The organism is Pseudomonas sp. MF6396 (assembly GCF_002018915.1).
Classification (GTDB): domain Bacteria; phylum Pseudomonadota; class Gammaproteobacteria; order Pseudomonadales; family Pseudomonadaceae; genus Aquipseudomonas; species Aquipseudomonas palmensis.
In genome coordinates this window covers 45191-58376 of record NZ_MVOK01000008.1, presented here as the reverse complement: position 1 = coordinate 58376, position 13186 = coordinate 45191, and the positions used below count along the sequence as shown (strand labels likewise).

At 63.0% G+C, this 13186-nt stretch carries 15 protein-coding genes; 3 read left to right on the top strand and 12 right to left on the bottom strand.

Features of this window, described 5'->3' with window-relative positions:
* Positions 1-6 precede the first annotated feature (6 nt).
* The 9 genes from ccoG to ccoN (MF6396_RS10200) all read right to left on the bottom strand — a co-directional run bounded on the left by ccoG (position 7) and on the right by ccoN (MF6396_RS10200) (position 8614).
* Complete coding sequence (ccoG, locus tag MF6396_RS10240; RefSeq protein WP_058542067.1) at positions 7-1422, bottom strand: cytochrome c oxidase accessory protein CcoG; 1416 nt, start codon at positions 1420-1422, stop codon at positions 7-9.
* Between the two features lie 293 nt (positions 1423-1715).
* Positions 1716-2696 (bottom strand): cytochrome-c oxidase, cbb3-type subunit III, encoded by a 981-nt coding sequence (gene ccoP, locus MF6396_RS10235; RefSeq protein ID WP_043862384.1) that lies wholly within the window; start codon positions 2694-2696, stop codon positions 1716-1718.
* Entirely contained in the window at positions 2693-2890 is a 198-nt protein-coding gene (locus tag MF6396_RS10230; RefSeq protein WP_043862418.1) for a CcoQ/FixQ family Cbb3-type cytochrome c oxidase assembly chaperone, read from the bottom strand. Before MF6396_RS10230 ends, ccoP (MF6396_RS10235) begins: the two co-directional genes overlap by 4 nt.
* A gap of 5 nt (positions 2891-2895) precedes the next feature.
* Positions 2896-3504: a cytochrome-c oxidase, cbb3-type subunit II gene (gene ccoO / locus MF6396_RS10225; RefSeq protein WP_043862385.1), complete on the bottom strand. Its 609-nt coding sequence runs from the start codon at positions 3502-3504 to the stop codon at positions 2896-2898.
* Positions 3504-4946, bottom strand: a complete 1443-nt coding sequence (gene ccoN, locus MF6396_RS10220) for a cytochrome-c oxidase, cbb3-type subunit I (protein ID WP_043862386.1) — start codon at positions 4944-4946, stop codon at positions 3504-3506. Before ccoN (MF6396_RS10220) ends, ccoO (MF6396_RS10225) begins: the two co-directional genes overlap by 1 nt.
* 489 nt (positions 4947-5435) lie before the next feature.
* The gene (gene ccoP / locus MF6396_RS10215; protein ID WP_043862387.1) at positions 5436-6371 is read right to left on the bottom strand and encodes a cytochrome-c oxidase, cbb3-type subunit III; all 936 of its coding nucleotides are present in this window, start codon (positions 6369-6371) and stop codon (positions 5436-5438) included.
* Positions 6368-6565: a cbb3-type cytochrome oxidase subunit 3 gene (locus MF6396_RS10210; protein ID WP_043862388.1), complete on the bottom strand. Its 198-nt coding sequence runs from the start codon at positions 6563-6565 to the stop codon at positions 6368-6370. The genes ccoP (MF6396_RS10215) and MF6396_RS10210 overlap by 4 nt, the downstream gene beginning before the upstream one ends.
* A 5-nt stretch (positions 6566-6570) precedes the next feature.
* The gene (ccoO, locus tag MF6396_RS10205) at positions 6571-7179 is read right to left on the bottom strand and encodes a cytochrome-c oxidase, cbb3-type subunit II (protein ID WP_043862389.1); all 609 of its coding nucleotides are present in this window, start codon (positions 7177-7179) and stop codon (positions 6571-6573) included.
* Positions 7180-7189: 10 nt separating this feature from the next.
* A complete protein-coding gene (ccoN, locus tag MF6396_RS10200) occupies positions 7190-8614 on the bottom strand; it encodes a cytochrome-c oxidase, cbb3-type subunit I (RefSeq protein ID WP_043862390.1) in 1425 nt (474 codons plus the stop codon).
* A 49-nt stretch (positions 8615-8663) separates the two neighbouring features.
* Here ccoN (MF6396_RS10200) and MF6396_RS10195 point away from each other — a divergent pair, with 49 nt between their 5' ends.
* Positions 8664-9353 carry an alpha/beta fold hydrolase gene (locus MF6396_RS10195; RefSeq protein WP_043862391.1) on the top strand — a complete coding sequence of 230 codons (690 nt, stop codon included), beginning with the start codon at positions 8664-8666 and terminating at the stop codon, positions 9351-9353.
* Between the two features lie 81 nt (positions 9354-9434).
* Here the strand turns inward: MF6396_RS10195 and ppnP are convergent, their stop codons facing one another.
* On the bottom strand, positions 9435-9719 hold the full coding sequence (gene ppnP, locus MF6396_RS10190) for a pyrimidine/purine nucleoside phosphorylase (RefSeq protein ID WP_043862392.1): 285 nt from the start codon (positions 9717-9719) through the stop codon (positions 9435-9437).
* A gap of 70 nt (positions 9720-9789) precedes the next feature.
* The gene (locus MF6396_RS10185) at positions 9790-10341 is read right to left on the bottom strand and encodes an exonuclease domain-containing protein (RefSeq protein WP_078480238.1); all 552 of its coding nucleotides are present in this window, start codon (positions 10339-10341) and stop codon (positions 9790-9792) included.
* Between the two features lie 189 nt (positions 10342-10530).
* Here MF6396_RS10185 and MF6396_RS10180 point away from each other — a divergent pair, with 189 nt between their 5' ends.
* Positions 10531-11286: a substrate-binding periplasmic protein gene (locus tag MF6396_RS10180; RefSeq protein ID WP_078480291.1), complete on the top strand. Its 756-nt coding sequence runs from the start codon at positions 10531-10533 to the stop codon at positions 11284-11286.
* Positions 11287-11351: 65 nt separating this feature from the next.
* Positions 11352-12365: a GNAT family N-acetyltransferase gene (locus tag MF6396_RS10175; protein WP_058542023.1), complete on the top strand. Its 1014-nt coding sequence runs from the start codon at positions 11352-11354 to the stop codon at positions 12363-12365.
* A 145-nt stretch (positions 12366-12510) separates the two neighbouring features.
* On the opposite strand, the gene MF6396_RS10170 is transcribed toward MF6396_RS10175, so the two are convergent.
* The gene (locus MF6396_RS10170) at positions 12511-13050 is read right to left on the bottom strand and encodes an RNA polymerase factor sigma-70 (protein ID WP_043862395.1); all 540 of its coding nucleotides are present in this window, start codon (positions 13048-13050) and stop codon (positions 12511-12513) included.
* Positions 13051-13186: the final 136 nt, after the last annotated feature.

Below are 13186 nucleotides of genomic sequence, written 5' to 3'. Positions count from 1 at the left end.
ACTCTCTTAGCGAATGTTGGGGCCGATGAAACGGCTCTTGGCTTCGACCTGGGTGCCGTTGTCGTCGGCGTCCTTGAGGGTGAAGGTGACTTCGTTGGCAGTCGAAGGCAGATCTTCCGGTGCCATCGACAGTTGTACCGGCAGGCTGACGATATCGCCGGCCGCCACGCGGATCTCCCGCGCGCCTTCGAGCTTGAGGTCCGGCAGGCCGGAGGCATCGAGCACGTACACGTGGTCGCGCTGGTCCTTGTTCATCACCTTGAGGCTGTACACGTTCTCGATGCGGCCCTGGGCGTTCTCGCGGTACAGCACGCGGTCCTTGCTCACGTCGAAGCCCACCAGCGGGCGCATGAGGAAGGCGGTGGCCAGCAGGCCGATCATCACCAGCAGCACCACGAAGTAGCCGATCAGGCGCGGGCGCAGCATGTGCGTCTTCTGCCCCGACAGGTTGTGCTCGGTGGTGTAGCTGATCAGCCCGCGCGGGTACTCCATCTTGTCCATGATGGTGTCGCAGGCATCGATGCAGGCGGCGCAGCCGATGCACTCGATCTGCAGGCCGTCGCGGATGTCGATGCCGGTCGGGCACACCTGCACGCACATGGTGCAGTCGATGCAGTCGCCCAGGCCCTTGGCCTTGTAGTCCATGTCCTTCTTGCGCGGGCCGCGGGTTTCGCCGCGACGCGGGTCGTACGACACGATCAGCGTGTCCTTGTCGAACATCACGCTCTGGAAGCGCGCATACGGGCACATGTAGATGCACACCTGCTCACGCAGCCAGCCGGCGTTGCCGTAGGTGGCCAGGGTGAAGAAGCCGACCCAGAAGTAGGCCCAGCCGTCGGCCTGGCCGGTGAAGAATTCGATGCTCAGTTCGCGAATGGGGCTGAAGTAGCCGACGAAGGTCATGCCGGTGACGAAGCCGATGCTCAGCCACAGGCTGTGCTTGGCCAGCTTGCGCACCAGCTTGTTGGCACTCATGGGCGCCTTGTCGAGCTTGATGCGCTGGTTGCGGTCGCCTTCGGTGACCTTCTCGCACCACATGAAGATCCATGTCCACACGCTTTGCGGGCAGGTATAGCCGCACCACACGCGCCCGGCGAACACGGTGATGAAGAACAGGCCGAAGGCCGCGACGATCAGGATGCCCGAGAGCAGGATGAAGTCCTGGGGCCAGATGGTGGTGCCGAAGATGTAGAACTTGCGCTCGGGCAGGTTCCACCACACGGCCTGGTGCCCGCCCCAGTTCAGCCAGACGGTACCGAAGTACAGCAGGAACAGGAGGGCCCCGCCGGCCATGCGCAGGTTGCGGAACAGGCCGGTGAAGGCGCGGGTGTAGATCTTTTCCCGTGCGGCATAGAGGTCGACGCCGCCGGCATCTTTCTTGGCAGGTGGGGTGACGTCATGTACTGGAATCTGTTTGCTCATCATTGAGTCCCACGGCAGTGGAAAAGTGCCGCGGCCAGTACATGCCGACCGCAGTCAGAAGTTGTTGCTGCTCTAGGGCGCATGATACGCCTGTCATTGCGGTACAGGGTGCAGTGCGACCTTTGGTCGCGTTGGTTAGTGGCGGGCGATAGTGTAGTGGAGCTTGTCAATTGACCTGAGTCACGTGGGTGGCAGATCCGGCCCCTTGGCCGGCTAGCCGGCAGAAGGGGCCTGCGCCAATAAAAAGGCCCCGCCAGCAACACTGGCGGGGCCTTTTCACAGCCGGGGCATGTTCACTGCGCTTCGGCGGTTTTCTCTGGCTGGTGCGACAGGCTGTAGACATAGGCCGCCAGCAGGTGGACCTTGTCGTTGCCCTGAATGTCCTGCTGCGCCGGCATCTGGCCCTGGCGGCCGTAACGGATGGTCTGCTGCAGCTGGGCGTAGCTCGAGCCGTAGATGAACGCCTGCGGATGGGTCAGGTTGGGCGCGCCCATCGCCGGGGTGCCTTTGCCTTCCGGTCCGTGGCAGGCCACGCAGTTGGCGGCGAACAGCTTCTTGCCGTTTTCCACGTCGGCCTTGGCGTCCTTGGGCAGGGTGCGGCCATCGAGGTTGGTCAGCACGAACCCGGCCACATCGGCCACGCCCTGCTCGCCGATCACTTCGGCCCAGGCCGGCATCACGCCGTGACGACCGCCCATGATGGTGGCCTTGATGGTCTCGGGCTCGCCGCCCCAGCGCCAGTCGTCGTCGGTCAGGTTGGGGAAGCCGTAGGAGCCCTTGGCGTCGGAGCCGTGGCATACCGAGCAGTTGGAGGCGAACAGGCGGCCACCCATCTTCAGGGCTTGCGGGTCCTTGGCCACTTCTTCAATTGGCATCGCTGCAAATTTGGCGAAGATCGGCCCGAACTTGGCATCCGAACGCGCCATTTCCTTTTCCCACTCGTGCACGCCGGTCCAGCCCGACTCGCCGTTGGCAAAGGCCACCTTGTTTTCGTTGTCCAGGTACTGGTAGCCCGGCAGCAGGCCTTTCCAGTTGCCCAGGCCCGGGTACAGCACCAGGTAGCCCAGGGCGAACACGATGGTGCCCACGAACAGCATGAACCACCACTTGGGCAGCGGGTTGTCGTATTCCTCGATGCCGTCGTAGGCGTGGCCCACGGTTTCTTCGGTGGTTTCGCTGCGCTGGCCCTTGCGGGTGGACAGCAGCAGCCAGGTCAGGGCAAAGATGGTACCCAGACTCAGAACGGTGACGTACAGACTCCAGAAGGTAGTCATTCTTTGTTACTCCTAGAAGCGCTCGCTTGCGCTTGCTCGACGTGCTTGCTGGCTTCGGGATCATCCGCGAAGGGCAGCATGGTCGCTTCGTCGAACTCGGACTTGCGCCGAGAACTGAATACCCACAACGCCAGGCCGATGAAGGCCACCATCACCACGACGGTGCCCAGGCCACGAATCATCCCGATATCCATCAAGGTCACCGTTTGCTTTTGATGATGGTGCCCAGCCCTTGCAGGTAGGCAACCAGAGCGTCCATTTCAGTCTTGCCCTTGACCGCGTCGCGGGCACCGGCGATGTCCTCGTCGGTGTAGGGCGTGCCGAGGGTGCGCAACACTTCCATTTTCCTGGCGGTCAGCTTGCCGTCGAGGGTGTTCTCCACCAGCCACGGGTAGGCCGGCATCTTCGACTCCGGCACCACGTTGCGCGGGTTGTACAGGTGCGCGCGGTGCCAGTCGTCGGAGTAGCGGCCGCCGACGCGGGCCAGGTCAGGCCCGGTACGCTTGGAACCCCACAGGAACGGGTGGTCCCACACGCTTTCACCGGCTACCGAGTAGTGGCCGTAACGCTCGGTTTCGGCGCGGAACGGACGGATCATCTGCGAGTGGCACTGTACGCAGCCTTCACGGATGTAGATGTCGCGGCCTTCCAGCTCCAGCGCGACGCGGGGCTTCATGCCCTCGACCGGCTTGTTGGTGACGTCCTGGAAGAACAGCGGGACGATCTGGGTCAGGCCGCCGATGCTCACGGCGATGACCATGAAGAAGGCCAGCAGGCCGATATTCTTCTCGACTACTTCGTGCTTCATCAGTGAGCTCCAACGACAGCGATCTGAGCGGCGGCTTCAGCTTCGGCCGGCTGCGAGGCGCGGACGGTGCGCCAAACGTTGTAGGCCATCAGCAGCATGCCGGAGGCGAAGAACGCACCGCCCAGTGCACGCACGATAAAGCCCGGGTGGCTGGCCTGCAGCGCTTCGACGAAGGAGTAGGTGAGGGTGCCGTCGTCGTTGATGGCGCGCCACATCAGGCCCTGGGTGATGCCGTTGACCCACATCGAGGCGATGTACAGCACGGTGCCGATGGTCGCCAGCCAGAAGTGCGCGTTGATCAGGCCCACGCTGTGCATCTGCACGCGGCCATAGATTTTCGGAATCATGTGGTACAGCGCGCCGATCGAGATCATCGCTACCCAGCCCAGAGCGCCGGCGTGTACGTGGCCGATGGTCCAGTCGGTGTAGTGCGACAGCGAGTTGACGGTCTTGATCGCCATCATCGGGCCTTCGAAGGTCGACATGCCGTAGAACGCCAGCGATACCACCAGAAAGCGCAGGATCGGGTCGGTGCGCAGCTTATGCCAGGCGCCCGACAGGGTCATCATGCCGTTGATCATGCCGCCCCAGCTCGGGGCCAGCAGGATGATCGACATCGCCATGCCCAGCGACTGCGCCCAGTCGGGCAGTGCGGTGTAGTGCAGGTGGTGGGGGCCGGCCCAGATGTACAGGGTGATCAGCGCCCAGAAGTGCACGATCGACAGGCGATACGAGTAGATCGGGCGTTCGGCCTGCTTGGGTACGAAGTAGTACATCATGCCCAGGAAGCCGGTGGTCAGGAAGAAGCCCACGGCGTTGTGGCCGTACCACCACTGGATCATCGCGTCGGTCGCGCCCGAGTAGGCCGAGTACGACTTGAACAGGCTGACCGGCAGCGAGGCGTGGTTGACGATGTGCAGCATCGCGGTCACCACGATGAAGGCACCGTAGAACCAGTTGCCCACATAGATGTGCTTGGTCTTGCGCTTGACGATGGTGCCGAAGAACACCGCACCGTAGGTAACCCACACGATGGCCAGCAAAATGGCGATAGGCCATTCCAGTTCTGCGTATTCCTTGGTCGTGGTGTAGCCCAGCGGCAGGGTGACCAGCGCGCCGACGATCACCGCTTGCCAGCCCCAGAAGGTGAAGGCCGCGAGGCTGTCGGAAATCAGTCGCGTCTGGCAGGTTCGCTGCACGACATAGTAGGAAGTGGCAAACAGTGCGCACCCACCGAAGGCGAAGATCACCAGGTTGGTGTGCAGGGGGCGCAGGCGTCCAAAGCTCGTCCACGGCAGGTCCAGGTTCAGCTGAGGCCAGACCAGTTGCGAGGCGATGAAGACACCGAGGCCCATGCCAAGGATCCCCCAGACCACCGTCATGATGGCGAACTGGCGGACGACCTTATAGTTATAAGCAGTCGGACTGATTGCTGTGCTCATTCTAAGGTTCCACGGTTTGGGTGTTTTTGTTGGTTAAAAAATCGGCGCAAGTATGTATAAACCGTGTGGTTATTGCAACGCGATGGAAATCGCGCCGCACCTTGCGAAGGCCGATTTTACGGCGTTTCCAGCCGATTGGCGGTGGGAAGTGTACACAATCGCAAGGCGATAATGTGCACCATTATTCCGCTTTCGTTGTGCACGCATTAAGCTGCCTTGGCACTATCGTCCTGCGTGGTCAGGGCAGGCAATTCGCACTTGGGCCGGGATCCATCAGCCTTTGGTGGTGGCTCGCGAACAGAAAGTGCGCCAAAAAGGTGCATTCAGGTGCAAGACTTCAAGCCACTGTGGCAACAAGCTTAGTCTCGATCAGGGGGGGTGCAAGGCGGGTGTGCGGCGGGGTGCGACACTTGGTCGCAAGGGGCGGTGGGAACCGCCGCACCGTTGTCGATGCGGCGGTTTGAGTCAAGGCTCAGTTACATCATCGTTTCACTTGGCAGTTACGTTCTCTGCCGGTTGCGACAGGCTGTAGACATAGGCCGCCAGCAGGTGGACCTTGTCGTTGCCCTGAATGTCCTGCTGCGCCGGCATCTGGCCCTGACGGCCGTAACGGATGGTCTGCTGCAGCTGGGCATAGCTCGAACCGTAGATGAATGCCTGCGGGTGGGTCAGGTCAGGTGCGCCCATCGCCGGGGTGCCTTTGCCTTCCGGTCCGTGGCAGGCCACGCAGTTGGTGGCGAACAGCTGCTTGCCGTTTTCCACGTCGGCCTTGGCGTCCTTGGGCAGGCTGCGGCCATCGAGGTTGGTCAGCACGAACCCGGCCACATCGGCCACGCCCTGCTCGCCGATCACTTCGGCCCAGGCCGGCATCACGCCGTGACGACCGCCCATGATCGAAGCCTTGATGGTTTCCGGGTCACCGCCCCAGCGCCAGTCATTGTCGGTCAGGTTGGGGAAGCCGTAGGCACCCTTGGCGTCCGAGCCGTGGCACACCGAGCAGTTGGAGGCGAACAGGCGACCGCCCATTTTCAGCGCCTGCGGGTCCTTGGCCACTTCTTCCACCGGCATGGCGGCGAACTTGGCGAAGATCGGCCCGAACTTGGCGTCGGCGCGGTCCATTTCCTTTTGCCACTCGTTGGCGCCGGTCCAGCCGTTCTCGTAGCCGGGCAGGATGCCTTTCCAGTTGCCCAGGCCCGGGTACAGGATCAGGTAGCCCACCGAGAACACCAGGGTGCCCACGAACAGCCAGAACCACCACTTGGGCAGCGGGTTGTCGTACTCCTCGATGCCGTCGAAGCTGTGGCCCATGGTCTGGTCGGTGGTGCCCTTGCTCTGGCCCTTGCGGGTGCTGAGCAGCAGCCAGGTCAGGCCGATCAGGCTACCGATGGTCAGTACGCAGATGTACGTACTCCAGAAGGTGGTCATTGCCCGTTACTCCTCGATTCGGATTCTTTGGCGGCAGGTACAAGGCGATCGTCGGCGAACGGCAGCAGGCTCGCTTCGGCGAACTCGCGGTCACGCCGGCCGCTGAACACCCACAGCGCCAGGCCGATGAAGGCGATGGCTACCAGCAGGGTGCCCAGGCCGCGCAACTGGCCGATATCCAGTGTGAAGTCCATGGCGCTTACCTCTTGTTCTTGATCGCGGTGCCGAGCACCTGCAGGTAGGCGACCAGCGCGTCCATCTCGGACTTGCCCTTGAGCGAGGCCACGGCGCCGGTGATATCGTCGTCGCTGTAGGGCACGCCCAGGGTGCGCATCACGCGCAGCTTGGTCTCGGTATGGCTGCTGTCGACCGGGTTGGCCACCAGCCACGGGTAGGCCGGCATCTTCGACTCGGGTACCACGTTGCGCGGGTTGTACAGGTGCGCACGGTGCCAGTCGTCGGAGTAGCGGCCGCCGACGCGGGCCAGGTCAGGCCCGGTACGCTTGGAGCCCCACAGGAACGGGTGGTCCCACACGCTTTCACCGGCTACCGAGTAGTGGCCGTAGCGTTCGGTTTCGGCGCGGAACGGACGGATCATCTGCGAGTGGCACTGTACGCAGCCTTCACGGATGTAGATGTCGCGGCCTTCCAGCTGCAGCGCGGTGTAGGGCTTCATGCCTTCGACCGGCTTGTTGGTGACGTCCTGGAAGAACAGCGGGACGATCTGGGTCAGGCCGCCGATGCTGACGGCAAACACCATCAACAGCACCAGCAGGAAGACGTTCTTCTCGATTACTTCGTGTTTCATCAGGTTCTCCTCAGGCCAGCTGCGCAGTGGCGTTGGCGGTCTCGCCCGCTGGGGCACGCACGGTGCGCCAGGTGTTCCAGGCCATCAGGAACATGCCGGTGAGGAAGATCGCACCGCCCACGAACCGCACGATGAAGCCAGGGTGGCTGGCCACCAGGGTTTCGACGAAGGAGTAGGTCAGGGTGCCGTCGGCGTTGACTGCACGCCACATCAGGCCCTGGGCGATGCCGTTGACCCACATCGAGGCGATGTACAGCACGGTGCCGATGGTCGCCAGCCAGAAGTGCGCGTTGATCAGGCCAAGGCTGTACATCTGCTCGCGGCCGAACACTTTCGGGATCATGTGGTACAGCGCGCCGATCGAGATCATCGCTACCCAGCCAAGGGCGCCGGCGTGTACGTGGCCGATGGTCCAGTCGGTGTAGTGCGACAGGGCGTTGACGGTCTTGATCGCCATCATCGGGCCTTCGAAGGTCGACATGCCGTAGAACGCCAGCGACACCACCAGAAAGCGCAGGATCGGGTCGCTGCGCAGCTTATGCCAGGCGCCCGAGAGGGTCATCATGCCGTTGATCATGCCGCCCCAGCTGGGCGCCAGCAGGATCAGCGACATCACCATGCCCAGCGACTGCGCCCAGTCGGGCAGGGCGGTGTAGTGCAGGTGGTGCGGGCCGGCCCAGATGTACAGGGTGATCAGGGCCCAGAAGTGCACGATCGACAGGCGATACGAGTACACCGGGCGCTCGGCCTGCTTGGGCACGAAGTAGTACATCATGCCCAGGAAGCCTGCGGTCAGGAAGAAGCCTACGGCGTTGTGGCCGTACCACCATTGCACCATCGCGTCGGTGGCGCCGCCGTACAGCGAGTACGACTTGGTCAGGCTGACCGGGATTTCCAGGTTGTTGACGATATGCAAGATCGCCACGGTGATGATGAACGCACCGAAGAACCAGTTGCCCACGTAGATGTGCTTGGTGGTGCGCTTCATCAGGGTGCCGAAGAACACCACGGCGTAGGCCACCCAGACGATGGTGATCAGGATGTCGATCGGCCATTCCAGTTCGGCGTATTCCTTGGAGCTGGTATAACCCAGCGGCAGGCTGACGGCCGCGAGCACGATCACCAGTTGCCAGCCCCAGAAGGTAAAGGCGGCAAGGCGTGGCGAGAACAGCACGGTCTGGCAGGTACGCTGTACCGAGTAGTAGGAGGCGGCGAACAGTGCACAGCCCCCGAAGGCGAAGATCACCGCGTTGGTGTGCAAGGGGCGCAGGCGCCCGAAGCTGGTCCACGGGAGGTCGAAGTTGAGTGAAGGCCAGACGAGCTGCGCGGCGAGAAAAACGCCGAGCCCCATCCCGACGATTCCCCACACCACCGTCATAATGGCGAATTGGCGGACCACCTGGTAGTTGTAGGCGGTACTGCTGGTTGTGTTCATGTATGGGTTCCCATCCACGGTTATAGGCAGGCTAAACAGCGAGGCAAGCATGAGTAATGGGCAAGTGGCCGGTATTGACGGGGATCAATGGGCGCAGTGGGTCGAACAACGCGGCTGGTTGTACGATGCCCCGCAAAATCAGGCAGATGCGTCGCCCCTGGGGTGCCTGATCCTGGCCCACGGCGCGGGCGCACCCATGGACAGCGCGTTCATGACCGACATGGCGCAGAGGCTTGCCGCGCAAGGGCTGGCGGTACTGCGCTTCGAGTTTCCCTACATGGCCCAGCGCCGGCTCGATGGTGGCAGAAGGCCGCCAAACCCCCAGGCCCGCCTGCTCGACTGCTGGCGCGAAGTGGTGGCCCAGGTGCGACCATTGGTCGCTGGGCCGCTGGTGATCGGCGGCAAGTCCATGGGCGGGCGCATGGCCAGCCTGGTGGCGGACGAACTGGGGGTGGATGCGCTGGTGTGCCTGGGGTATCCGTTCTATGCCGCAGGCAAGCCCGAGAAGCCGCGGGTGGCGCACCTGGCCGAACTGAAGACGCCAACCCTGATCGTGCAGGGCGAGCGTGATGCGCTGGGCAATCGCGAGACGGTGGAGGGGTATGCACTGTCGTCAGCCATCGAGCTGTGCTGGCTGGTGGCAGGGGATCATGACTTGAAGCCGCTGAAGGCCTCGGGGTTCAGCCATGCGCACCACCTGGGGGCGGCGGCGGACAGCATCGTGGCGTTTTTACGCTGATGGCCGCTTCGCCGGCAAGGCCGGCTCCTGCAACGACCGCAGTCCCCTGCAGGAGCCTGCCTTGCCGGCGAAGCCTTTGAATCAGTCGCGGTATTCGCACAGGTAGGCGGTATCGACCTTCACCTGCAGCTGGAACTTGCTGTCGGCCGGCACATTGAACTGGCTGCCGGCGGTAAAGGTTTCCCAGTTGTCGCTGCCCGGCAGCTTGACGATCAGGGCGCCGGACACCACGTGCATGATCTCGCGCTTGGCCGTACCGAACTCGTACTCGCCCGGGGCCATCACGCCGACAGTGGCCGGGCCTTCGGCGCTGGTGAAGGCGATCGACTTGACCGTGCCATCAAAGTACTCGTTGACCTTAAACATGGGCGACTCCTGAAAGGGGCAAAAAAGGGCTGGCCAGTATGCCCAAGCCTCCCGGTGGCGTCATCCGCTTTCAGGCGCCCTGGGCCGGCAGGCTCAGCGGCAGCAGGCGTGCGGTATTGCGCGCATCTTCCAGGGCGCGGTGCTGCTGCCCGACAAACTGCAGCCCGGCCAGGGCCAGCGCGCCCTTGAGCCCGGGCGGGCGTTTCAGGTGGCGGGCCTTGGCGAAGCGCTGCTTGAGGTTGAGGTGGCAGGTGTCGGCCAGCAGGCTGTGCACCTGGTGCACCTGCCATTCCTGCAGCAGCTGGCGGCGATCGTAGTCGCCCCAGCTGACCCAGCCCTGCAGGTGCGCCTGCTGATGCTGCAGCCAGTGCTCGAACCCGTCCCACACCTGGGCAAAGGGGGCGGCGGCGTCGATGTCCGCCTGGGCGATATGCGTCAGCTCACGGCAAAAGGGCGGCAGCAGCGGGCGCCGCCGGGGTTTGACGAAGCGCTGGAAGTGGTCCACCTCGCGGCCTTCGCGGTTGACCAGGCTGGCGCCGATCTCGATGATTTCCATGTCTTCGATCGGCCAGCCACCCTCGTCGGTGGTAGCTTCCAGGTCGATCACCAACCAGTGGCCCATGGCAGGCTCCTTGACAGATACTCGCCTGAGCGTAGCCAATCTGTGGCCTGTGCGGTATCCCGTGGCCATTTGCCTGATGGTTCTGCCAGTTGTGCAAGCGTAGGAAAACGCCTAGTTTAGGCGCGAACCCGTAAAGAGTGTGTTGCCTTGAGTTCAGCGTCACTGCCACAGGTCGTGCTCTCCCTGTCGATGCTCGCGGTGGCGTGGCTGACCACACCGGCGTGTGCCCAGGAGCAGATCAGGATCGGCGCAGCGCACTTTCCCCCGTACACCGTCAATCCCGAACGCGATACCGGCAGCGGCCTGCTGGCGCAGTTGATCCAGGCCTTGAACGCGCTTCAGGACACCTACCATTTCACGCTGGTGCCCACCTCCATACCGCGACGCTTTCGCGACTTCAACGAGGGTCGCATCGACATGGCGATCTTCGAAAACCCTGACTGGGGCTGGAAAGGCATCGACTTCGTCAAGGTCGATCTCGGCCTCGAAGATGCCGAAGTCTTCGTCACGCACAATATCGAAGGCCGCGGCCAGGTCTACTTCGACAGCCTGCAGGGCAAGCGCCTGGCGTTGTACAGCGGCTATCACTACGCCTTCGCCGGTTTCAATGCCGACGCCAGGTACCTGCAGCAAACATTCGGCGCCACCCTGACCTATTCCCACGACAGCAACCTGATGATGGTGCAGCGCGACCGCGCCGACGTGGCCTTGGTGACCCGTTCGTACCTGTACGACTTTCTGGCGCGCCACGAGGATTACCGAGGCCAGTTCCTGGCCTCCGAGCGTACCGACCAGACCTATCACCATTACGCACTGCTGCGTCCCCAGGCACCGATCAGTGGCGAGGCCTTTGCCCGTCTGTTGCAGCAACTGCACGAGAACGGTCAGTTGCAGGACATCTTCGGGCCTTACCAGATCGGTGTCAGCGCGGCCCATTCGCCCTAAATTCGCCCACGGTTTTCACGTCAACAGCAGTGAGATTGTCTCTTCCACTTCGTGAGCCCAAGACCATGCCTTCCGATACCGCAACCTGCGCGTTGGCCCTGCCGCGCTGGCGCAGCCTCAGCGCCGATGAAACCGACTGCCACCTGAGCCTGGTGCTCGAAGACACGCCATTGGTGCGCCTGCGTCTGGAGCGCGGTGATGACCTTAACGTGCACCTGCAATACACCTGCCCCGAGCGCCCACAGCAGGCGTTGTGGGCCGCGTGCTACTGGCTGTTTTCCCGCGATCCGGGGTGTCAGCGCCTGTGCTGGCATCTGGCGCAGGTGCCCGAGGCGGCACTGGCCAGCGGCCTGCTGGTGGCCGACGAACAGGCGGGGCGCTACCGCTGCGAGCGCACGCTGTTCTGGCAGTTGCCGCAACCGTGGCTGGGCGAATCGCTGTCGGGCGTGTACCCGCAGCAGATGCAGATCAGTGCCGGCAAGCGTCATCCGCGCCGTGCGCCCAAGCCGCGGGGGGAAGTGTATCGGCGCTTCGATGCGCGGCTGGGGGCGTGGATCTCGTTGCGGACCCTGGAAATCGACCACGACCTGGAGCGCTTCAACCGTTGGCAGAACAACCCGCGGGTGCTGAGCTTCTGGCAGGAGGGCGGCAGCCTCGAACAGCACCGCGACTACCTGAGCAAGCTTGAGGCCGACCCGCACACACTGACCCTGATCGGCTGCTTCGACGACCAGCCGTTTGCCTACTTCGAAGCCTACTGGGCCAAGGAGGACCGGATTGCACCGTTCTATGCGGCCGACGACTACGACCGTGGCATTCACATGCTGGTAGGGGAGCAGACGCACCGCGGGCCGCACAAGGTGGCCAGCTGGCTGTCGGCGCTGGTGCACTACCTGTTCCTGGACGACCCGCGCACCCAGCGCGTGGTGGCCGAGCCTCGGGCCGACAATGCCAAGATGATCGGGTACATGCATGACCAGTGCTTTCACTGCGAGAAGGAATTCGACTTCCCGCACAAGCGTGCGGCGCTGATGATCCTGGGACGCGAGCGCTTCTTCGAGCGCTGCAGGCTGGTATAGGCCGGCACCCGATCCTTTAGGAGCCGGCGTTGCCGGCGAACCAGCACAAGGCGCTCGTGCTGCCGGACACCCGGCATCTGGCCTGGAGGGAGGATCGCCGGCAACGCCGGCTCCTACAGGGCAGCAGCGGCGCAGGGTGGCCCCTTCAGGCCACCTCACCCCGCGCCAGCGACACCTTGCGGCAATGCACCAGCGCATCGCGAATCATGAAGTTCACCAGGGTCGGCGACACGCCCAGCTCCTTGGCGATGTCCTTCTGCGGCACGCCATGCAGGCGGTACATCTCGAACGCATAGCGGGTGCGCTGCGGCAGCTCGCTCAGCGCATCGGCAATGTGCTCAAGCGTCGCGAAATTGATGTGCGTGGCTTCGGGCGAGGCACCATGGATGACCACATTCAGACCTTCCTCTTCGCTGCCGGAATACTTCAGCTCCATCGCCTGCTTGCGGTAATGGTCGATGGCCAGGTTGCGCACGATCTGGAACAGGTAGCTCAACTGCGCCTTGAACGACGAGGTGATCTGCGGGGCTGCACTGAGCCGGAAGAAAGCGTCCTGCACGACATCCTCGGCGCGTGAGCGACACCCGGTGATCCGGGCGGCAATTTTCACCAGAATGCTGCGATTGTCGACGAACGCTTGGAGTAACGGTGAATCGCACTTACTTGTGGACAGTTGTTCCGCCATGGAAATTTCACCTTGTTCTCGAAGAGGGAAGCGAAGCACTCCGCGAGGAGATGCTTCCTACGACGTGCGACAAGCTATTCTTAATGATAATTATTGTCAAATGCGAAAAGTAATACTTCAAACTGTTTTTTGGTTC

Coding starts and splice junctions, on each gene's coding strand:
- ccoG (WP_058542067.1), bottom strand. CDS start 1,422: ATGAGCAAACAGATTCCAGTACATGACGTCACCCCACCTGCCAAGAAA.
- ccoP (WP_043862384.1), bottom strand. CDS start 2,696: ATGACTACCTTCTGGAGTCTGTACGTCACCGTTCTGAGTCTGGGTACC.
- MF6396_RS10230 (WP_043862418.1), bottom strand. CDS start 2,890: ATGGATATCGGGATGATTCGTGGCCTGGGCACCGTCGTGGTGATGGTG.
- ccoO (WP_043862385.1), bottom strand. CDS start 3,504: ATGAAGCACGAAGTAGTCGAGAAGAATATCGGCCTGCTGGCCTTCTTC.
- ccoN (WP_043862386.1), bottom strand. CDS start 4,946: ATGAGCACAGCAATCAGTCCGACTGCTTATAACTATAAGGTCGTCCGC.
- ccoP (WP_043862387.1), bottom strand. CDS start 6,371: ATGACCACCTTCTGGAGTACGTACATCTGCGTACTGACCATCGGTAGC.
- MF6396_RS10210 (WP_043862388.1), bottom strand. CDS start 6,565: ATGGACTTCACACTGGATATCGGCCAGTTGCGCGGCCTGGGCACCCTG.
- ccoO (WP_043862389.1), bottom strand. CDS start 7,179: ATGAAACACGAAGTAATCGAGAAGAACGTCTTCCTGCTGGTGCTGTTG.
- ccoN (WP_043862390.1), bottom strand. CDS start 8,614: ATGAACACAACCAGCAGTACCGCCTACAACTACCAGGTGGTCCGCCAA.
- MF6396_RS10195 (WP_043862391.1), top strand. CDS start 8,664: ATGAGTAATGGGCAAGTGGCCGGTATTGACGGGGATCAATGGGCGCAG.
- ppnP (WP_043862392.1), bottom strand. CDS start 9,719: ATGTTTAAGGTCAACGAGTACTTTGATGGCACGGTCAAGTCGATCGCC.
- MF6396_RS10185 (WP_078480238.1), bottom strand. CDS start 10,341: ATGGGCCACTGGTTGGTGATCGACCTGGAAGCTACCACCGACGAGGGT.
- MF6396_RS10180 (WP_078480291.1), top strand. CDS start 10,531: ATGCTCGCGGTGGCGTGGCTGACCACACCGGCGTGTGCCCAGGAGCAG.
- MF6396_RS10175 (WP_058542023.1), top strand. CDS start 11,352: ATGCCTTCCGATACCGCAACCTGCGCGTTGGCCCTGCCGCGCTGGCGC.
- MF6396_RS10170 (WP_043862395.1), bottom strand. CDS start 13,050: ATGGCGGAACAACTGTCCACAAGTAAGTGCGATTCACCGTTACTCCAA.